The sequence below is a fragment of the Jeotgalicoccus sp. S0W5 genome (assembly GCF_011634875.1).
GTDB lineage: Bacteria > Bacillota > Bacilli > Staphylococcales > Salinicoccaceae > Jeotgalicoccus > Jeotgalicoccus marinus.
Genome location: NZ_SIRQ01000018.1, coordinates 1 through 20,819, shown reverse-complemented (window position 1 = coordinate 20,819; position 20,819 = coordinate 1). Strand labels below are relative to the sequence as shown.

Sequence of the window (20,819 nt, the reverse complement as noted above, 5' to 3'; positions counted from 1 at the left end):
CATTTTAGGAGGATTACTATGGCAAAGGAGTATGTACAAACTGTAAAACCAGCTAGCCGTATCGCTGAAAGAATTTTTGGATGGCTAGGATGGCTTATCTTACTTGCTATTGCAGCAGGACTACTGTTTTTTTCTTTAGTTTATATGAACGATCAGGCAACAATTGATCAATTTACATCACAGATGGAAACTGAGTTAGCGAATTATGATTTACAAGGGACTGATCCACAAGCATTAATTGATGCTACTGTTGATACCCTAGGTAATTTCTGGGCGATTGCTTTATATCTAGCCTTACCTTTAATAGTCGCTATTCTTGGTCTAGTGAATATGAAACGTAGAATTCTAGCTGGTATTCTCTTACTTATTGCAGCAATATTAGCAGCACCATTATTTGTTACATTAATTTCATCACTATTCTTTGTAATTGCAGCTATTCTATTGTTCGCTAGAAAAGATACTGTAATCAAACATGAAGCTACTCCAGAGAGAGAAAGTGCGCTAGATAATAACTACCGAGATCGTCAAGCTGTCAGACATGAAGATGAAGATGTTAAACGCTATGAAAATGAATCGGATAACTCAGGCTATGTCGATGAGACAACCTCAAATGATGATATTGAAAGTACTCGTAAATTCGATCGTATAGATGAGTCAGATTATCAACAAAATGACACAAGAGAACATCCAACGATAGATAAAGAGTATGATTATAATAATGAAAGTAAGTTAGATGATTTTGATGATATCGATAGGGAAGACCCGTCACAAACAAGACGAAATAATGTAGATCGAAGAAATAGAGAATAGAATTTTACAGAAAACCAATCCTAGTATGTGCTGGGATTGGTTATTTTTATGTGTAAATTTATACTTAAAGGCAAGAGGATTGTAAACGATAACAATGCTATAAAATCAAATGATTTAAAAATAAAAGTGTAAATATAGTTATCAGAATTTAATAAATAATCAATTATTATCATTCTAAAACTCATAATTTTCTGATATGATACCTTTTATAACTGAATCATATCGCCATGGAGGTCATCATTTGAATACATTAATTCGTTTTAGCACATTTATAGGAAATACTTTTGCAGTATGGGTCATCATATTTGCAATCTTAGCTTTTGTCGTACCTGGTGGTTTTCAATGGATTTCACCGTACATAAATATCCTGCTTGGTATCATTATGTTTGGTATGGGTTTAACCTTAAAATTTAAAGATTTCAAGCAAGTCATCACAGCACCTAAAGAGGTCATTACTTTGGTTGTTGCACAATATACAATCATGCCACTCATTGCAGTTGGACTTGTCTATTTATTCCAATTACCTGCTGAAATTGCGATTGGGGTTATATTGGTTGGTTGTTCACCAGGTGGAACATCATCAAATGTTATGACATATCTTGCCAAAGGAAATATGGCTTTATCGGTAACTGCAACAACTGTTTCTACGTTGTTAGCGCCGATTATAACACCGTCATTGACTCTCTTACTCGCGAGTGCATGGTTACCAGTGTCATTTTCCTCAATGTTTGTTTCTATAATACAAATTGTCTTACTACCCATTGCCCTAGGTATATTAGTGCAGTATCTACTTGGTAATAAAGTAGAAAAAGCAATAGGTATACTCCCACTGATTTCTGTTATCGGTATTATTGGAGTGTTATCAGCAGTGGTGTCTAACAACGTAGAAAACATTATCAGCTCAGGCTTGTTAATTTTTGGCGTTGTTATCTTGCATAACTTATTAGGTTATTTAGTTGGCTTTCTACTAGGTAGAGTTTTACGTTTTGACTTAAGTGACACTAAAACTGTATCTATAGAAGTTGGCATGCAAAACTCAGGATTAGCAGCGACACTTGCAACAACACACTTTTCTCCAATTTCAGCTGTACCGGGTGCACTATTTAGCGTATGGCACAATATATCAGGTTCACTCGTAGCAAACTGGATGAGTAAGATGAAGCAGAATCCACAAGATAGTAAACAGGAGAATAATATGTCAGAAGAAAACTTAAATAATATTAAGAATTAATAAGGTGGGGCTAATATGACAGATAAGAAAGATATCAGAATCAGATCACATGTTTATTCAGAAAGTAATGTAAAAGCACCCAACAGAGCGATGTTAAGAGCAGTTGGTTTTACTGATGAAAGTTTTGAAAAACCACAAATTGGTGTCGTTAGTAATTGGGCAGAAACGACACCGTGTAACATTCACTTGAATGATCTTGCGAAATTTGCCAAGGAGGGTGTTGCAGAAGCCGGCGGTGTGCCAATTCAATTTAATACGATTACAGTCGCAGATGGTATTGCAATGGGGACACCTGGTATGCGTTTCTCCCTACCGTCCCGTGACATTATTGCTGATTCAATTGAAACAATGGTTCAGGGTCAGAACTTTGATTCTTTTGTTGCAATTGGAGGGTGCGATAAAAATATGCCAGGTTGTGCAATTGCAATTGCGAATACTAATATCCCAGCAGTCTTTGTCTATGGTGGTACAATTGCACCTGGACGTCATAAGGGTAAAGATATAGACTTAGTATCTGTGTTTGAAGGTATCGGTAAATGGAATAACGGTGACGTCACAGATGATCAGTTAAAACGTGTAGAATGTTCTGCTTGTCCTGGACCAGGAGCTTGTGGTGGGATGTACACTGCAAACACAATGGCAGCTGCAATTGAAGCTATGGGGTTAAGTTTACCAGGGTCTGCTTCAAATCCTGCGGTAACTAAAGAAAAGGAACAAGATGTATATGAAGCTGGTAAGGCGGTAATGAATTTACTTGAAAAAGGTATCTACCCGAGAGATATCTTAACGCGTGAGGCTTTTGAAAATGCGATTACTGTCGTTTTAGCACTTGGTGGTTCTACAAACGCTATTCTTCACTTACTTGCGATTGCACATGCTGCTGAAGTAGATTTAACAATTGAAGATTTCAACACTTTCCAAGAGAAAGTTCCCCATCTTGCTGACTTAAAACCATCTGGCAAATATGTATTCCAAGACTTATTTAAAGTCGGTGGTGTTCATGGAGTAATGAAATATCTTTATGATAGAGGATATATCCACGGTGATTGCTTAACAGTAACTGGAAAGACTGTCGCTGAAAACCTGAGTGAAGTAGAAGATCTAACACCTGGTCAAGATGTGATTATGCCTTTAGAGAATCCTAAGCGTAAAGACGGGCCACTTATCGTACTAAAAGGTAACCTAGCAACTGAAGGTGCTGTTGCCAAAGTATCCGGGGTAAAAGTACGACGTCACGTGGGCCCTGCAAAAGTTTACGATACAGAACAAGAGGCGATTGAAGCTGTTATGGCCAATGAAGTCGTTAAAGGTGACGTTGTAATCGTCCGCTACGTTGGTCCTAAAGGTGGTCCAGGTATGCCAGAAATGCTTTCATTATCTAGCTTAATTGTTGGTAAGGGACTCGGCGAAGATGTTGCGCTCTTAACGGACGGACGCTTTAGTGGAGGAACCCACGGCTTAGTCGTCGGACATATTGCACCAGAAGCACAAGATGGAGGGAATGTTGCTTTAATTAAAACAGGTGACATCATAACAATCGATCAAGATAAAAAAGAACTGTCCTTCGATGTATCTGATGAAGAACTGAGTCAACGTCGTGCAGCTTTAATTTTACCACCATTGTTCTCTAAGGGTGTGCTAGGTAAATATGCACATATCGTATCGTCGTCATCTAAAGGGGCAATTACTGACTTCTTTAATAGAGATGATCTAGCAGGTAAAAACTAATTTTATAAAACTTAAAAAATATCACTGCTACTAGACGTTTGTTGTCTAGTAGCAGTTTTTTATAGTCCAGCAGAGCATTATAATTTGGTGTAAACATACACAAAAACTTTTAAAATTTTAAAATATTGATATAACAATGTTGTAAACGATTTCATTTTCAGAAATGTTAGATAATTTAAAATTATCTGGATTTAGCAGTTGCTTTTACTAATTTAACGGGTTATTATACATTCATTAAGAAATTTAAATAGTCTAATAATTCAAAATTAAAAACAAAGCGTTGAAGGGAACGTCGAAGCTGAAGTGTACTTCACAGAGATCGGATGGTTGGTGGAAATCCGAAATACCGCAGTTTTGATTCTCATCCCTGAGTGCCCGGCTGAAAAGCAGTAGGCTGGGACGGGTTAAAACTCGTTATTTATTTTAACTAGTCATTTTGGCTAGTTTCAAAGGCATATATCTTAAGGTATATGTAAAGTTGGGTGGTACCGTGGAAATCTCTTTTCTCCCCAAGATTGTCGTTATGACACTCTTAGGAGAAAAGAGATTTTTTATTTTAAGTTTATGCTATAAGGAGGAAAACAATATGAAAGTTGAAGTTGAACGTGCCGAAGAAGTGATGACGAATATAAAAACAGGGGCAGACCTACTTGTCGAAGCACTCGCTGAACAGAATGTTGATACAGTGTTTGGTTACCCTGGTGGTGCAGTCTTACCAATCTACGATGCTTTATATCGCCAGGAGCGTTCATTTAAACACATTCTTTGTAGACATGAACAAGGCTTAATACATGCAGCGGAAGGTTATGCAAGAGTAAGTGGTGAGCCTGGTGTTGTTATCGCAACGAGTGGACCAGGTGCTACTAACCTTATAACAGGTATTACGGATGCCATGATGGATTCATTACCGATTGTCGTTTTCACTGGTCAAGTATCAACGAAAGTAATCGGTACAGATGCCTTTCAAGAAGCGGATATCATCGGCTTAACGACACCCATCACTAAACATAATTATCAAGTAACTGATGTAAAAGACTTAAAACGGACAGTAAAAGAAGCCTTTCATATCGCATCTACTGGTAGACCAGGTCCAGTAGTTGTAGATATACCGAAAAATATTTCAGAAGCAGCTGTAGAAAGTGATTATCCAAGTGACATCCGTTTACCAGGTTATCAACCGACAACAAAGCCAAACCCTTTACAGATTAACCGTTTGATGGATGCCTTAGAAAAGGCTGAAAGGCCAGTAGTCTTAACAGGTGCAGGTGTTCAATTTGCTAAAGCCTCAGATCAATTGAAAGAATTCGTTAAGCAGTACAACTTACCAGTAGTATCGACTTTACTCGGTCTTGGAGTGTTTGAAGCAGATGATGACCACTTTCTTGGAATGGCAGGAATGCATGGAACATACACTGCTAATATGGCAATCCATGAATCAGATTTACTCATCAACATCGGAGCCCGATTCGATGATAGGTTAACTGGTAAGATTTCAGACTTTGCCCCTCATGCCAAGGTCGCACATATTGATATAGATCCTGCTGAAATTGGTAAAAACATTGAAACACAAATACCAGTTGTTGCAGATGCTAAGGAAGCTTTGGAGATGATGAACAAAGAATCCTTTGAAATGAAAAACACAGATGCTTGGATGCAGTTAATCGCTAGAAATAAGAGTGAGTATCCACTCTGGTACGACGAAGATAGAGATTTACTATCACCGCAAAAATTTATCGAAGATATTTATAAGGCGACGAATGGTCAAGCAATCGTGACAACAGATGTTGGACAGCATCAAATGTGGAGCGCACAGTTTTATCAGTTTAATCAACCAAACCATTTTGTTACTTCGGGTGGCCTTGGCACGATGGGCTTCGGATTACCCGCAGCAATTGGCGCTCAGCTCGCGCGTCCAGATAAGAAAGTAGTTGCAATCGTTGGTGACGGTGGTTTCCAGATGACGATGCAAGAATTAGCAACCTTAAAACAATACAATCTACCAGTTAAGGTTGTCATCGTTAATAATGAAGCGTTAGGAATGGTTAGACAGTGGCAAGAAGCGTTCTATGATGAGCGATATTCTGAGTCATTGATGCAGACTAATCCTGATTTTGTAAAACTTGGTGAGAGCTTCTCAATAAAGTCTTATCGCTTTACTAAGAGTGATGAAGTATCAAATGAATTATATAAAGCTCTAAGCTCTGATGAACCTGTATTAATCGATGCAAGAGTAGAAAAACTGGATCTTGTTTGCCCGATGGTACCTGCAGGTAAAGGGAATCATGAAATGATAGGAGTGAAAAAATGAGAAGAGTGATCACTTTAACCGTTCAAAACTCCAGTGGGGTTTTAAACAGAATTACAGGCATGTTATCAAAAAGAGGATTTAACATCGAAAGTATCACTGTAGGTGCATCAGAAAGTGAAGGTATATCTAAAATGACAATTGTCGTCGATATGCTAAATGATAAAAGTGCAGAGCAATTAACAAAACAATTGCACAAGCAAATTGATGTACTGAAAGTTGATGACATAACTGAATCGAAAATAGTTGCGAGAGAACTTGCCTTAATCAAGGTGGGTACAAATAATACTTCAAGGGCAGAGATTCAAAGCATTATTGAGCCTTTTAGGGCCAGGGTACTTGATGTCTCGAAAAACTCATTAATCATCGAAGTCACCGGGAAGCCTGATAAGGTGGATGCTTTAATTGAACTCTTAACACCATATGGATTAAAAGATTTATCACGTACAGGTGTCACAGCCTTCAGACGTGGGCAGCAAAAGCATATTCAGGATTTAAAAACACTTAGTGTTTAATCAAATAAATTATATATATAAAAGGGAGTTATTATTATGACTAAAGTTTACTATGACAAAGATATCAACAATGAAGTATTACAAGGAAAAACAGTAGCGATTGTGGGCTATGGATCACAAGGACATGCTCACGCTCAAAACCTTAGAGACAGTGGTCATAATGTAATTATCGGACTTCGTCAAGGTAACTCATTTGAAAGAGCTAAGGAAGATGGTTTCGACGTAAAAGCTGTTAGCGAAGCAGTTAAAGAAGCAGATATCACAATGGTACTTTTACCAGATGAGGGTCAACCAAAAGTATATGAAGATGAAATTAAAGATAACTTAAAAGAAAATAGTGCCTTGGCATTTGCTCATGGATTCAATATTCATTTTAACCAAATCGTACCTCCAGACAATATCGATGTATTCTTAGTTGCACCGAAAGGACCAGGTCACTTAGTCCGCCGTACATTCCAAGAAGAAGCGGGTGTGCCAGCTTTATACGGTGTATTCCAGGATGTGACAGGTCAGGCGAGTGAAGTTGCTAAGGCTTATGCAAGTGGTATCGGTGCCGCTAGAGCCGGTGTATTAGAAACTTCTTTCCAAGAGGAAACTGAGACAGATCTATTCGGAGAACAAGCTGTATTATGTGGAGGATTAACATCATTAGTAAAAGCGGGTTTTGAAACTCTAACCGAAGCGGGCTATCAGCCTGAAGTTGCTTACTTTGAATGTCTTCATGAATTAAAGCTAATTGTTGACCTTATGTATGAAGGTGGTCTTGAAAATATGCGTTATTCAATTTCTGATACAGCGCAGTGGGGTGACTTCGTAAGTGGACCTAGAGTAATCAATGAAGAAACGAAAGAACGTATGGGTGAAGTGCTTAAAGAAATTCAAAATGGACAATTTGCTAAAGGTTGGATCTTAGAAAACCAAGCAGGCAGACCACAATATAACGCAATCAACAATAGTGAATACAAGCACCCAATTACAGAAGTAGGGCAAAACCTAAGAGAACTTATGCCATTTGTCCAAAATCCAATTAGATAAAAAACACTGAAGAGAGGAAGTTCGTTATGACTGATATTACTGACATTAAAATTTTTGATACTACACTTAGAGACGGAGAACAATCTCCTGGAGTGAACTTAAATAAAGAAGAAAAACTGGAGATTGCAAAACAATTAGAACGACTCGGAGTTGATGTCATAGAAGCGGGTTTTCCTGCCTCTTCAGTAGGTGATTTTCAAGCAGTGAAACTCATAGCCGACACAGTAAAAAATTCTACTGTAACCGCACTTGCAAGAGCAAAGAAAAGTGACATCGACCGAGCTTATGAGGCATTGAAGAATGCTGAGAGATCAAAGCTTCATGTATTCTTGGCTACAAGCCCCATTCACAGGGAATTCAAACTCAAAAAAACACAACAAGAAGTGCTTGAGACCTCTGTAGAGATGGTAAAATATGCGAAGACATTATTTGATGAAGTGGAGTGGTCTGCAGAAGATGCTTCAAGAACAGAACTCCCGTTCCTCGCTGAAATTATAGAAGCTGTAATTGATGCGGGTGCGACAATCATTAACTTACCAGATACAGTTGGGTATTCGACTCCAAAAGAATACGGCGAAATGTTTAAATACGTGAGTGAAAATGTACCGAACATAGAAAAGGCTATTTTATCTACGCATTGTCATAACGATTTAGGTATGGCAGTTGCAAATTCTATTGCAGGCATCGAAAACGGTGCACGTCAGATTGAAGTTTCAATTAATGGTATTGGTGAAAGAGCAGGCAATGCAGCATTAGAGGAAATTGCAGTCGCACTTCATATTCGATCGGATGCATACAATTTTAAGACGAATCTTGTATTAAATGAGATTAAACGTTCCAGCGATATTGTTGCTAAATTAACTGGTATGTCAGTTCAGCCAAATAAAGCAATCATCGGTCGAAATGCTTATGCACATGAGGCTGGAATACACCAAGATGGTATGTTGAAGAATTCTGAAACATATGAAATTATTTCACCAGCTCTAGTGGGTGTGTCAGCAGAATCTGCAAACACGCTCTTCCTAGGTAAACATTCTGGACGCCATGCTTTTAAAGATAAAGTGAAGTCGTTCAAAATTGAATTGACTGAAGATGAACTTACTGAAGCTTTTAATAACTTCAAGGTTCTAACGGACCATAAAAAAGAAGTAACAGATGATGATATCTATGCAATTATAATGGAGATTAAAACTGATGCAGCAAATCTTGAACGCTACACGTTAAATAATTTTCAAGTTAACTATGAACAGGATGGACAGACGAGAGCGAGTATAGTCGTTACGACACCTAAAAATGAAGAAACGACACATGAAGTTACAGGAAAAGGTAGCGTTGAAGTGCTTTATGAAGCAATACAAGGCATTTTAAGTGAACAGACTAACCTCCTAGATTATCAATTGTCTTCAGTAGGTGGAGGCAAAGATGCACTCGCCGAGGCAAGAGTTCAGATTAATGTTAATGGTAACCGATTCTCTGGTCGAGGGACTGCTCAAGATGTGTTAGAAGCATCAGCAAATGCTTACTTTAATGCAGTAAATCGCTATTTAATGAGTGAAAAAGCAAATAATCAAATTGAGACGGTTCAATCGTAGAAGGAGCGTATAAAGTGAAAAAACATATAGCACTACTTCCTGGCGATGGTATTGGACCAGAAATAATGGCAGCTGCGAAAAAGGTCATAACTGCAATATCAGAGAGAGAACAAATTCAATTAACAACGTCAGAACATGACATAGGAGGCAGCGCCATAGATAATCATGGCGCGCCACTACCAGAATCAACAATTAATGCTTGTGAACAAAGTGACGCAATCCTACTCGGTGCGGTTGGTGGACCTAAATGGGCCGACAGTACTTTAAGGCCGGAACAAGGTCTTTTACAAATCAGAAAACATTTTAATCTCTATGCAAATCTCAGACCCGTTGCAATTTTTGATGCACTATTACATGCCTCACCACTAAAAGAAAGCATTGTGACTAATAGTGATTTGATGATAGTTAGAGAACTGACAGGTGGACTGTACTTTGGTCAACCTAGTGAACGTCGCGATGGTGGAAATAGTGTCGTGGATTCTCTAACGTACACCAGACAAGAGATGGTTAGAATTATAGATACCGCCTTTAAAACTGCTTTGGCAAGATCAAAAAAACTAACATCCGTGGATAAGGCGAATGTTTTAGAATCGAGTAGAATGTGGAGAGAAATTGTTGAAGAAGTCAGTCAGAACTATCCTGAAGTGGATGTTCATCATGAACTTGTTGATGCAGCAGCAATGAAATTAATCACTAATCCAACATCCTTTGATGTGATTGTTACAGAAAATTTATTTGGTGATATTTTAAGTGATGAAGCCTCTGTCATTACAGGTTCTCTAGGGGTTTTACCATCGGCGAGTTTAAATGAAAATGACTTTGGTCTTTACGAACCGATTCATGGTTCAGCGCCGGATATTGCAGGTACAAATAAGGCAAATCCGATCGGCATGATTCTTTCTGTTGCTATGATGCTTAAATATTCTTTTGGCTTACATGAGCCGGCTAAAAATATAGAAGACGCAGTAGATAGAGTGCTGAACGATGGTTATGTAACGACAGATTTGAAAATTGAAGATGCGACAGTTTTATCCACTACGGAAATGACAGAAAAAATAATTAGCTACCTAAAATAAAGTAAAGGAGAAGGTTAACATGGCAAAACAGAAAACAATCATCGAAAAAATCTGGGAAAGACATATCGTTCATGAAGAAGAAGGAAAGCCGGATTTATTATATATTGATCAACATCTCATCCATGAAGTGACTTCACCTCAAGCTTTTGAAGGGTTAAGGCTAAATAATAGGAAAGTACGACGTCCGGACCTTACTTTTGCAACTATGGATCACAACGTGCCTACAAAAGATAGAGAGAATCCCCAAGATGAAATCGCTCAAAAGCAAATGGATGCTTTAAAGAAAAACTGTGCTGATTTTGGTATTAAATTGGCGGATATGTATCACCCAGATCAAGGGATTGTTCATGTCATTGGGCCACAACTTGGTTTAACACAACCAGGGAAAACGATCGTTTGTGGAGACTCTCATACGTCAACACATGGTGCCTTTGGTGCCTTAGCCTTTGGTATTGGTACAAGTGAAGTAGAGCACGTATTTGCTACCCAAACATTAAATCAATCAAAACCAAAAACGATGAATGTTAAAGTGGTTGGCGATCTTGGGGTAGGCGTAACTGCTAAGGATTTAATTCTAGCAATCATCTCTAAATTTGGTGTCGATTTTGGTAATGGTCATGTTGTTGAGTATACTGGCCAAGCGGTTCGTAACCTCACAATGGAAGGTCGTATGACTGTATGTAATATGTCCATTGAAGGTGGGGCAAGAGCGGGTCTGATTTCACCAGATCAGACGACAATTGACTTTTTAAGAGGGCGTCGCTACGTACCAAAAGATGAAGCGGAGTTTGATCTACTTGCAAAAGACTGGTTAAGTTTAGCAACAGACGAAGGTGCAGTATATGATACGACACTTGAAATAGATGCCAGTCAAATCGAACCTCAAGTCTCATGGGGGACTAACCCAAGCATGGTTGTACCGATTAGTGCAACCACACCGTCAATTAGTGAGTCAAAAGATCAAGATGGTACCAAGCGTGCACTGGAGTATATGGGACTTGAAGAAAATACGGCGATTACTGACATAGAAATCGACCACGTCTTCATCGGTTCTTGTACTAACTCTAGAGTGCTTGACCTACAACGTGCAGCAGACATCATCAAAGGAAACAAAGTTAAAGAAGGTGTCAAAGCGATTGTGGTACCAGGATCCTTCCTTGTTAAACAAGAAGCAGAGGCACTTGGTATTGATAAGGTATTTATTGAAGCGGGATTTGAATGGAGAAATGCAGGATGTAGTGCTTGCCTTGGAATGAATGATGACCAAGTCCCAGCTGGTGGTCGTTGTGCTTCTAGTTCAAATCGTAACTTTGAAGGCCGTCAGGGTAATGGTGCAAGAACACATCTTGTCAGCCCTGAAATGGCAGCAGCAGCAGCGATTAACGGACGCTTTGTAGATGTCAGACAATATCAACATAAAGTAATGGCGTAAGGAGGAGGAGAATAATGGAGGCAATTTCATATCATAGTGGGAAAGTGTATCCTCTAAATCGTTCGAATGTCGATACCGATCAAATTATTCCAAAGCAGTTTTTAAAACGTATTGAACGTACAGGTTTTGGAGAATTTGTATTTCATAATTGGCGATTCCACGATGACGGTACTAAAAGAACTGATTTCAATATGGATGACCCAGAGTTTGACGGTGCTTCTGTACTAATTGCAGGAGATAATTTTGGATGTGGTTCTTCAAGAGAACATGCACCTTGGGCATTGTTGGACTATGGCTATAAAGTCATTATTGCACCGAGTTTTGCCGATATCTTTTATTCAAACGCTTTTAAAAACGGCATGATATTAATAAAGCTAGGGGAAGAAAAAGTAAACGAATGGCAAGGTAAAGCTTTAGATGGAACATTTACTTTAGATGTAGATTTAGAAAATCAAACAATTAAAACTTCAGATAGTGAAGTAATTGAATTCGACATACCAGCCTATCATAAAGAAAAATTAATTAATGGTTGGGATGATATTTCACTTACTTTACTAAATGAAGATAAAATAAATCAATATGAGGAGCGTGGTTCTTTGGGAATTCGTTAAATGGTTACTTAGTCAGAGATGCTATGGAATACTTGCGAGGAAGTGTGCACAAAACACCTGTTATTACGTCACAAACGACAAATAGAATGACAGGTAAAAACGTATATATGAAGTTAGAGAATCATCAAAAAACGGGTGCGTTTAAGTTCCGCGGCGCATCTTATAAGATATCTAAACTAAACTTAGCTGAAATTGAAGCTGGTGTAGTAACTGCCTCAGCAGGAAACCATGCCCAAGGTGTTGCATTAGCGGCTAAAAAAGTCGGTGCCAAAGCGACAATCTTTATGCCAGAAGGCACGCCAAGTGCTAAAGTAGTGGCGACAAAAGGTTACGGTGCAGATGTTAACCTAGTTGGTCAAAGTTTCCAAGAGGCCTACACAGCTTCTTTAGAGCATAAAAAATTAACGGGTGCGACCTATATACACCCTTTCGACGATTATGACATTATGGCGGGGCAAGGCACAATTGGTTTTGAATTCTTAGAAGATATACCAGAACTCGATACTATCGTTGTTCCGATTGGTGGTGGTGGTTTAATCAGTGGGATTGCTGTAGCGGCAAAAGCGATTAAGCCATCTATTAAAATCATTGGTGTACAAGCAGCAAATGCACCTTCAATGTTTAAGTCTTATTACACAAAAGATGATCATGTCATGCTTTCCTCAGCTTCAACTATTGCAGAAGGAATTGCAGTTAAAGCCCCAGGAATGCTGACCCAACAAGTTGTAAGAGACTATGTTGATGAAATATACTGCGTTTCTGAAAGTCAGATTGCGAATGCGATGATTTATCTCTTAGAGCGTACGAAATCATTGGTTGAAGGTGCAGGTGCATCTGCACTCGCAGCGCTCTTAGCATATGGAGACAAGATTGACTCAACACACACTGGTGTAATCGTGAGTGGTGGAAATTTAGACCTAGCTAAAATGGCTGAAATTCAAACCTTAGCAGCTTCATGTGACCACACATCAGTAGAAAAAGAACGAATCTCATTGACCTAAATTATGAATCTATTAAAAAGGGACAATCTCGATATCGAGATTGTCCCTTTTTAAGCTTTAATATGTCTAAAATGAAAACTATAAAGATTAATCTACATTATAAAAAGGTAGTAAATGCTTCATTACCTTTTCAAGGTCTTTAATGAAGGCCTCATCACTTTCAAATGCTTTGTCACCGGGTTTATATACTTTACCGACTAAGAATTCGCCTTTTTTAACGTCTCTTAGACGAATGAGTCCTGCTTCTAATTCTTCTTCGCTAAGCTTATTTAGTGGCGTTTTTTCTGGCTTCATATGATCGAGTGATATCTGGTATGTTCTAGGAAGTTTGTCGAATTTATCTATATTTTTCAACCAATTTTTAGCCAGACTTTCCTTATCTTTAGATTCATATATAATACCGTACATACAAAATGCATGATCTTGATAAAGTCCGATTTGAAAATGTGGCATCATTTTATATCCTCTTGGATTGGTACTAAATGCAACCCAAGTGTCATCTGGTGGGTTTGTCGTTCTCCGTGCATGTTTTGCGACGTGAGCGATTGTTTCATCACCAGTTAATTCAGTTAAATAATTTTCAAAATACTCACCTAAATTTTCTAATTTAGGTCGTGTCTGTTCGATTAGTTCTCCCATTCGATTATCGAGGCCATCGATTTTAAATACATCAAAGTCAGCTTGTGTAAATGCGTATTTCATCTATATGTGTTCTCCTTTCAAAAGGTCTCTCTTATGATAAAATAAAGATGCACGGCAATCAAATAATTGAGGTGTCTTTCATGGATATATATGACTTTGGTAAAGGCTTAATTGTAGAAGCTGGTAGTTTTATCGAAAAACATATGTTGGAAAGCTTTCATATAGATAGTAAATCAAATCCAAATGACCTAGTAACCGATGTTGATAAAGAAACTGAGAACTTTATATATAATCAAATTTTAGAACATTTCCCAGAACACAGAATAGTAGGTGAAGAGGGACATGGTGAAGATATTAACGATGATGAAGGGGTTATTTGGATTGTCGATCCGATCGACGGCACTTTAAATTTCGTTCATCAAGCTGAGCATTTTGCCATTTCAATTGGTGTATTCATTGATGGTAAACCTTATTGTGGATTGATCTATGATTGCATGAAACACGACTTATATCATGCTAAATTCGGTGAAGGTGCTTATTTAAATGATGAACCATTACACCGAGCAAAAAATGAACCATTAAACAGTTCTTTGATAGCAGTAAATCCTAAACGAATCTTAGGAGAGGCAACAAGAGACTCATTTTTCAATATTATGGCGGAGTCAAGAAGTGTACGATCATACGGTTCTGCAGCTCTAGAATTTGCGATGTTAGCCAAAGGACAAATCTCAGCGCTCTTGTTCTTTAGATTGTACCCTTGGGATTATGCAGGCGGCATTATTCTTACTAATGAACTAGGCTATATCTCAAGTGATATTTACGGCGCATCATTACCGCTATTTAATTCAACAAGTGTAATCAGTGGTAACCCTAAAATTCACGAGGAAATTTTACAGTATTTTAAAGACGATAAGGCCCTCCATGAGTATCACGATAACTTTCATAACTTATAGTGATAGTGTTGTCCATATTTTGATTCCTTATAAAACAAAGACGTAATGTATTTTAAGAGCGTGTATTTACTGAGTGGTAATCCGATATGAGTCTTTACCTCCTTTTTTGAAAAAGAGAGTGAGATGTTTGTTGTGGAAAGCGTAGTGAAATAGTCAACGATGAGTGCTTTAAGATTATGAATTGTATGGCAAGCTGAACAGATTACTAGTTTGCTACTGAGCGTCGAGAGATTAAAGTTGTGGCAATCTGTACATTTTAAACCATGTTTGAATTCTCTATGGCGTGCAGCCGGTAGATTAAGGGGAGTCTTTACTTTGTTAAATCCGGCTGCAAGTGCTTTTTTCTAATGACTGCACTATGTTCTATGGCTCTTAAATAGAAGGGTAAGTTTTTTAAGGAAAGGAAGTTCTCACTAGGGCGTCTGTTTAACTTAAATGTTTCATTTAATACGACATGTTTAACGATGATAGGACGCTGATAATTGCCTTCATCAATTAAGGTTTCCTTAAATTTCTCATAGATTGATATAGATCTGTTAAGATCATAGACTGGCTCGTGGGCTTGATTAACTAATATATTGAATGGATTAATATAATGTTCACCAGAGAAATCATGGAGTATAAATAAGTAATAGCAGTATTCTGTTGCGAGTAGCACATTTATAAGTTCATGTTGTGAACCAATGTAGATTTCAGAGTGCCAGTGAACCTCAATATTTGTTAAATCAATCTTTCTTAAATACAAATCGAAGTGTTCTTCAAGAAGTTCCATTTTTTGCAAGGCTTCGTACTCTTCAGTTTCGTCGTTGTTAAAGGGTAGTCTGTTATAAAGAAATTCGTAAACCTTCAATTTTTCATTTTTGGGTTTCATAGATAGTCTCCTTATTGATGATAAGGCCATTATTAATTTTTTAGAAATTGTCGTCAAAAGACAATAATTTAAAAAATGCAAAAAAATATAACAGTTTTAGCAGAATTTCGGTATAAATTCTTAAAACTGTTATGTTTTGAACACAATTTTATAAAATTAGTATTAAAACCAACCATTTTCACGATATTTCTTTTTTAATGTAAAGCCGACGCCAAAAATACCAATGAAAATCAGCACTGACAAGATTGCCATTATAACCATTTCTTCAGCTATAAAAACAGAAAATGCAACCATGGTTGCCACTGCTAAGCAGGCAAGTATAAAAAATATAGATTTAGATTTCTTTTTCTCCATTTGAAACGTAGCCCCTAAATTTTTGTCTTATTTAAAATTATATCATAAAAAAATTGCATGAGAATATATTCAGATATGTAAATTATATGATATAATGTTACGGTTATAAAGTAACTCTATATACGAAGGGAAAATCCTCTTGATGAACCTGAGAGAAAATGTAAGAAATATTGCAATTATCGCACACGTAGACCACGGAAAAACGACTCTAGTAGATCAGCTATTAAAACAATCAGGAATCTTCCGTGAAAATGAACATGTAGAAGAACGCGCTATGGACTCAAATGATATTGAGCGTGAGCGTGGAATCACAATACTTGCTAAGAATACAGCAATTGACTATAACGGTACACGTATCAACATCTTAGATACCCCAGGACACGCCGATTTCGGTGGTGAAGTTGAACGTATTATGAAGATGGTTGATGGTGTCATTTTAGTTGTAGATGCTTATGAAGGTACAATGCCTCAGACGCGTTTCGTACTTAAAAAAGCTTTAGAACAAAACTTAAAACCAGTTGTTGTAGTAAATAAAATTGATAAACCGAGTGCACGTCCGAATGAAGTCGTTGACGATGTGTTAGAACTATTTATCGAGCTTGATGCAAATGACGACCAGTTGGAGTTCCCAGTTGTATATGCATCAGCTATGAACGGGACTGCAAGTCTTGAATCTGATAAGCAAGATGAAAACATGCAATCTATCTATGACACAATTATCGATTATGTACCAGCGCCTATAGACAATAGTGATGAACCCTTACAATTCCAAGTTGCGCTACTGGACTATAACGAATATGTTGGACGTATTGGTGTAGGTAGAGTTTTCAGGGGAACAATTGAGGTCGGCCAAACCGTATCACTACTTAAAATCGATGGTTCGATTAAGAACTTCCGTGTCACTAAGATCTTTGGCTTCTTAGGTTTAAACCGTGTAGAGGTTAACAGTGCCAAAGCTGGTGATTTAATTGCAATCAGTGGAATGGAAGACATCAACGTTGGTGAGACAATTACACCTGTAGATGCCCAAGAAGCATTGCCGGTCTTAAGAATTGATGAACCGACCTTGCAAATGACTTTCTCTGTAAATAACTCACCATTTGCAGGTAGAGAAGGTAAACATGTTACAGCTAGAAAAATTGAAGAACGTCTTGAACTTGAATTAGAAACTGACGTTTCACTACGCGTTGATCCAACTGATCGTCCAGATTCATGGAGAGTTTCGGGACGTGGTGAACTACACTTATCCATTTTAGTTGAGAATCTTCGCCGTGAAGGCTATGAATTACAAGTGTCTAAACCTGAAGTCATTCACCGTGAAATAGATGGGGTAACATGTGAACCGTTTGAACGTGTACAAATAGATGTGCCAGATTCAAATACAGGTAGCATTATTGAGTCCATGGGTGAAAGAAAAGGTGAAATGTTAGACATGGCGTCAACTGGTAACGGCCAGACACGCTTAGTATTTATGATTCCTGCTCGTGGTTTAATTGGTTACAGAACTGAATTTATGTCTATGACAAGTGGATATGGTATAATGAACCATACATTTGAGGATTACCGTCCAGCAGTTAAAGGACGCATCGGTGGTAGAAGAAATGGTGTACTTGTATCAATAGATAAAGGTGCAGCAAGTACTTATGCAATCTTAGCTTTAGAAGGTCGAGGTACAAACTTTACTGAACCTGGAACTGAAGTTTATGAAGGTATGATCGTAGGGGAAAACTCTCGTGAAAATGATCTTGCAGTAAACATTACTAAAGTTAAAGCAGCGAATAACATTCGTTCAGCGACTAAAGAACAAACTTCAACAATGAAGAAACCAAGAACTTTAACGCTTGAGGAAGCACTAGAATATATTAACGACGATGAGCTTGTTGAAGTTACACCAGAATCAATCCGTATGCGTAAAAAAATTCTTGAAAAAAATGCACGTGAAAAAGCGAATAAGAAGAGTAATTAATTATCTGAAGTGGAGTGAGGCAGTTGTTAAACCAACTCATTCTCCTAAACGCATCGGATGTTAGTAACGTCCAAGAGAGATTAACGTTTTTCGGGAGATTATATGGTCTGGATTCAAATCCTGATACTGGAATGTGGTACTTGTTAATCACAATATTTGTACTTTGTGCGATTGTTTATCACTTAGGCTTCGCACGTAAAGTAAAATGGTGGCAAACCATTGTGATCTATATTTTGATGTTTATTGGTGTCATCTTTTTAACATTCTTCGGTGCCTTTTACCCGGTAGCGGAATGTCTGATTGTGATTGCAATCATTCTAGCGGGTTATCGTTACAGACTGCATAAGGAAAGAAAAGCAGGTAAAATTGCATCGCCAAAAAACCCGCCAGGGCAATAAAAGAAGCTCGGACATTTGTCCGAGCTTCTTTTATTATTCGAATTCGATGCCTGTAACATGTGATAGTTTTGCCTGTTGGTTACCATTAGTTACAACTAGTAGGTCAAACATACTGTCGTCATAAAGTCGTTTCCCCTCGTTTGAAAAATGAGCATAGAAGCTATGACGATCCTTGTAGTCTAACTGAGTCGTGCCGTCTTTATGTATGAAGTTGATTTTTGCATCTTCTCCATTGTGCGGTTCAGTGTATTCAAGGAAAGGCTTAAGACAAATGACGAAAGAACTATCCAATAATTCTCTTTTTTTATATTTTTTCTCTGATTTTAAAGTTGGGGGTTTCGTTTCACCTTCAATAATTTGTCGGTTCCATTCTGTCTGATCCTGAAAGGTGATTTCTTCACTATCCGCATCATTTTTAAGTAGTTCTTCTAACTTAATCTTTCTATCATCAAAAATCCACGTTGATGGATCTAGTGTAATTTGAAACTTAATATTTCCCTTTAATTGAATAATCATAATTAATCGCTCCCTCTATTAAAAAAGTATAGCAAAGATTGTAGAAAAATTATAGAATGAATAGTATACATCATGATACTCGCTTACATATCTGCTTGATTTTTTTAAGGTCTTGAGATAAACTTTTATGAAGAGTAATTGAGGGGGGAACCGCGTGTCTGAAGTAAAACAAATGAGCAAAAATGCTTATGACCAGTTAGATAAGGACGCCGACAGAATTCTTCAGCTGATTGAAGTTCAGATGGAAAACTTAACGATGCCGCAGTGTCCTGTGTTTGAAGAAGTTCTTGACACTCAGATGTTTGGCCTATCGAAAGAAATAAACTTTGCTGTTAGATTAGGCTTAGTTGACGCACAAGACGGACGTGCTATTTTAGATCACCTAGAAGTAGAAGTATCTAAGGTACACGAAGCATATATGGAAAGAGAAAAAAACCAAGTCTAAAGAAAATTTCTTTAGACTTTTTTAAATGAGGGACCAGCCCAGATGAAGTACATAAAAAACTTTATCAACTACGTGAAGTCATATTCTAAGTATGTTGATTTTTTAATAATAATCGCTTATGTTGCCCTATCTTTAATTGGTCTGGTGATGGTCTATAGCGCAAGCATGGTACCTGCTGAGATGAATGAAGGTAGTTCAACTTTTTACTATTATAGGCACCTCGCATTTTTAATACTCGGTTTTATTATTGTATTTTTCATGACGTATTTTATGAGTGGAAATTTCTTTAAAATGAAGGGTGTCCAAATACTCATGATAACAATAATTGTTATACTTCTACTTCTAACTATGGTTATTGGTACTGAGGTAAATGGACAGCGAAATTGGATACGATTTGGACCATTCGGTTTACAGTCATCTGAGTTCTTTAAAGTAATTTCTATTTTATATCTCGCGTATATATATTCAAGACGTGAAAAACGCTTAGGCAGTGCGAATGAATCTAGTACTGGCCCCTTAATTTTTATATTAGCAATTTCTGGACTTGTCATCATCAATGATACGGGAACATGGTTGGTTATTGCAGCCATTATTATCAGTACATTTATGTATTTAAGAATACCGTTTAAATTTATTTTTAGAGCTGGACTTGCAATCGGCGGTGCCTTATTAGTTGGTGGCGGGATAATGTATTTGATTAACGGGCAAATTCTGTCTAATTATCAAATGCAGAGAATCGAAACATTTTTACATCCATTTAGTGATCCAGCAGGTAGTGGCTATCAGCTGACAAATTCATTGATGGCAATATCTAACGGTGGCATTTTTGGGACAGGTATCGGTAGCGGTGTTATTAAACTTGGTTATTTACCTGAACCACACACAGACTTCATAATGGCTGTAATTGCTGAAGAGTTAGGATTGGTCGGTGTACTGCTGATTGTCGGTCTATATCTAGTAATCATTATTAAAGCGATGTCCTATGCTAGACGGTCAACTGACACATTTTACCAAATTGTATGTGTTGGGGTCGCGATGTATATTACCATGCAAGTGTTTATAAACGTCGGTGGTATTTCTAAGATTATTCCACTGACGGGTGTCCCATTACCATTGTTAAGTTACGGTGGGTCATCATTCTTAAGTGTATCTATAGCAATTGGTCTATTAGTCATTGCAGCAAAACATGTAAAATCTGCTGAAATTGAATTAAAAGGTCGTTAAATATAAAAGAACTTTTAACCGGATGTTGCTCAATTTGAGTGACATCCGGTTTTTTTAGTGACTTCAGTCGGTTGAGCACGTAGACGTGCGAAACAAATAAACCACACGCTATGC

The 20,819-nt window shown here is 37.6% G+C and carries 20 protein-coding genes and 1 other annotated feature; of the genes, 16 read left to right on the top strand and 4 right to left on the bottom strand.

Annotated features, from left to right (window positions below):
* The first annotated feature begins 18 nt into the window (after positions 1 to 18).
* From EYB29_RS09990 to EYB29_RS09940, 11 genes are all read left to right on the top strand, one after another.
* Positions 19 to 810 (top strand): DUF4064 domain-containing protein, encoded by a 792-nt coding sequence (locus EYB29_RS09990; protein WP_166627166.1) that lies wholly within the window; start codon positions 19 to 21, stop codon positions 808 to 810.
* Between the two features lie 241 nt (positions 811 to 1,051).
* Positions 1,052 to 2,041, top strand: a complete 990-nt coding sequence (locus tag EYB29_RS09985) for a bile acid:sodium symporter family protein (protein ID WP_166627165.1) — start codon at positions 1,052 to 1,054, stop codon at positions 2,039 to 2,041.
* 15 nt (positions 2,042 to 2,056) lie between these two features.
* Entirely contained in the window at positions 2,057 to 3,769 is a 1,713-nt protein-coding gene (gene ilvD / locus EYB29_RS09980; protein ID WP_166627164.1) for a dihydroxy-acid dehydratase, read from the top strand.
* A 271-nt stretch (positions 3,770 to 4,040) separates the two neighbouring features.
* Positions 4,041 to 4,284 (top strand) — a binding site (T-box leader).
* Positions 4,285 to 4,355: 71 nt separating this feature from the next.
* Positions 4,356 to 6,077 (top strand): biosynthetic-type acetolactate synthase large subunit, encoded by a 1,722-nt coding sequence (gene ilvB, locus EYB29_RS09975; protein WP_166627163.1) that lies wholly within the window; start codon positions 4,356 to 4,358, stop codon positions 6,075 to 6,077.
* Positions 6,074 to 6,589, top strand: a complete 516-nt coding sequence (gene ilvN / locus EYB29_RS09970) for an acetolactate synthase small subunit (protein ID WP_166627162.1) — start codon at positions 6,074 to 6,076, stop codon at positions 6,587 to 6,589. The genes ilvB and ilvN overlap by 4 nt, the downstream gene beginning before the upstream one ends.
* Before the next feature lie 36 nt (positions 6,590 to 6,625).
* On the top strand, positions 6,626 to 7,624 hold the full coding sequence (ilvC, locus tag EYB29_RS09965) for a ketol-acid reductoisomerase (RefSeq protein WP_166627161.1): 999 nt from the start codon (positions 6,626 to 6,628) through the stop codon (positions 7,622 to 7,624).
* Positions 7,625 to 7,659: 35 nt separating this feature from the next.
* Positions 7,660 to 9,216, top strand: coding sequence for a 2-isopropylmalate synthase (locus EYB29_RS09960; RefSeq protein ID WP_026867496.1), 1,557 nt, complete (start codon positions 7,660 to 7,662; stop codon positions 9,214 to 9,216).
* A 14-nt stretch (positions 9,217 to 9,230) separates the two neighbouring features.
* Complete coding sequence (gene leuB / locus EYB29_RS09955; RefSeq protein WP_166627160.1) at positions 9,231 to 10,292, top strand: 3-isopropylmalate dehydrogenase; 1,062 nt, start codon at positions 9,231 to 9,233, stop codon at positions 10,290 to 10,292.
* Positions 10,293 to 10,311: 19 nt separating this feature from the next.
* A complete protein-coding gene (leuC, locus tag EYB29_RS09950) occupies positions 10,312 to 11,724 on the top strand; it encodes a 3-isopropylmalate dehydratase large subunit (RefSeq protein WP_166627159.1) in 1,413 nt (470 codons plus the stop codon).
* A 14-nt stretch (positions 11,725 to 11,738) separates the two neighbouring features.
* Positions 11,739 to 12,335 (top strand): 3-isopropylmalate dehydratase small subunit, encoded by a 597-nt coding sequence (leuD, locus tag EYB29_RS09945; protein ID WP_166627158.1) that lies wholly within the window; start codon positions 11,739 to 11,741, stop codon positions 12,333 to 12,335.
* A gap of 23 nt (positions 12,336 to 12,358) precedes the next feature.
* Positions 12,359 to 13,336 carry a threonine ammonia-lyase gene (locus EYB29_RS09940; protein WP_051220568.1) on the top strand — a complete coding sequence of 326 codons (978 nt, stop codon included), beginning with the start codon at positions 12,359 to 12,361 and terminating at the stop codon, positions 13,334 to 13,336.
* A gap of 87 nt (positions 13,337 to 13,423) precedes the next feature.
* Here the strand turns inward: EYB29_RS09940 and EYB29_RS09935 are convergent, their stop codons facing one another.
* A complete protein-coding gene (locus EYB29_RS09935; protein WP_166627157.1) occupies positions 13,424 to 14,038 on the bottom strand; it encodes a YktB family protein in 615 nt (204 codons plus the stop codon).
* A gap of 80 nt (positions 14,039 to 14,118) precedes the next feature.
* Here EYB29_RS09935 and EYB29_RS09930 point away from each other — a divergent pair, with 80 nt between their 5' ends.
* Positions 14,119 to 14,931: an inositol monophosphatase family protein gene (locus EYB29_RS09930; RefSeq protein ID WP_166627156.1), complete on the top strand. Its 813-nt coding sequence runs from the start codon at positions 14,119 to 14,121 to the stop codon at positions 14,929 to 14,931.
* 310 nt (positions 14,932 to 15,241) lie between these two features.
* On the opposite strand, the gene EYB29_RS09925 is transcribed toward EYB29_RS09930, so the two are convergent.
* Together EYB29_RS09925 and EYB29_RS09920 are read right to left on the bottom strand one after the other, a co-directional pair.
* Entirely contained in the window at positions 15,242 to 15,802 is a 561-nt protein-coding gene (locus EYB29_RS09925) for a hypothetical protein (protein ID WP_026867502.1), read from the bottom strand.
* A 162-nt stretch (positions 15,803 to 15,964) separates the two neighbouring features.
* Positions 15,965 to 16,156: a DUF5325 family protein gene (locus EYB29_RS09920; RefSeq protein ID WP_026867503.1), complete on the bottom strand. Its 192-nt coding sequence runs from the start codon at positions 16,154 to 16,156 to the stop codon at positions 15,965 to 15,967.
* A 139-nt stretch (positions 16,157 to 16,295) separates the two neighbouring features.
* Here EYB29_RS09920 and typA point away from each other — a divergent pair, with 139 nt between their 5' ends.
* Together typA and EYB29_RS09910 are read left to right on the top strand one after the other, a co-directional pair.
* Positions 16,296 to 18,122 (top strand): translational GTPase TypA, encoded by a 1,827-nt coding sequence (typA, locus tag EYB29_RS09915; protein ID WP_026867504.1) that lies wholly within the window; start codon positions 16,296 to 16,298, stop codon positions 18,120 to 18,122.
* Positions 18,123 to 18,145: 23 nt separating this feature from the next.
* A complete protein-coding gene (locus EYB29_RS09910; protein WP_235678920.1) occupies positions 18,146 to 18,520 on the top strand; it encodes a YlaH-like family protein in 375 nt (124 codons plus the stop codon).
* Positions 18,521 to 18,553: 33 nt separating this feature from the next.
* On the opposite strand, the gene EYB29_RS09905 is transcribed toward EYB29_RS09910, so the two are convergent.
* Positions 18,554 to 19,036, bottom strand: coding sequence for a hypothetical protein (locus EYB29_RS09905; protein WP_166627155.1), 483 nt, complete (start codon positions 19,034 to 19,036; stop codon positions 18,554 to 18,556).
* 172 nt (positions 19,037 to 19,208) lie between these two features.
* On the opposite strand from EYB29_RS09905, the gene EYB29_RS09900 reads away from it, so the two are divergent.
* Entirely contained in the window at positions 19,209 to 19,481 is a 273-nt protein-coding gene (locus EYB29_RS09900; RefSeq protein ID WP_370545415.1) for an Fpa/YlaN family protein, read from the top strand.
* A gap of 42 nt (positions 19,482 to 19,523) precedes the next feature.
* Complete coding sequence (locus tag EYB29_RS09895; protein ID WP_026867507.1) at positions 19,524 to 20,705, top strand: FtsW/RodA/SpoVE family cell cycle protein; 1,182 nt, start codon at positions 19,524 to 19,526, stop codon at positions 20,703 to 20,705.
* Positions 20,706 to 20,819 lie beyond the last annotated feature (114 nt).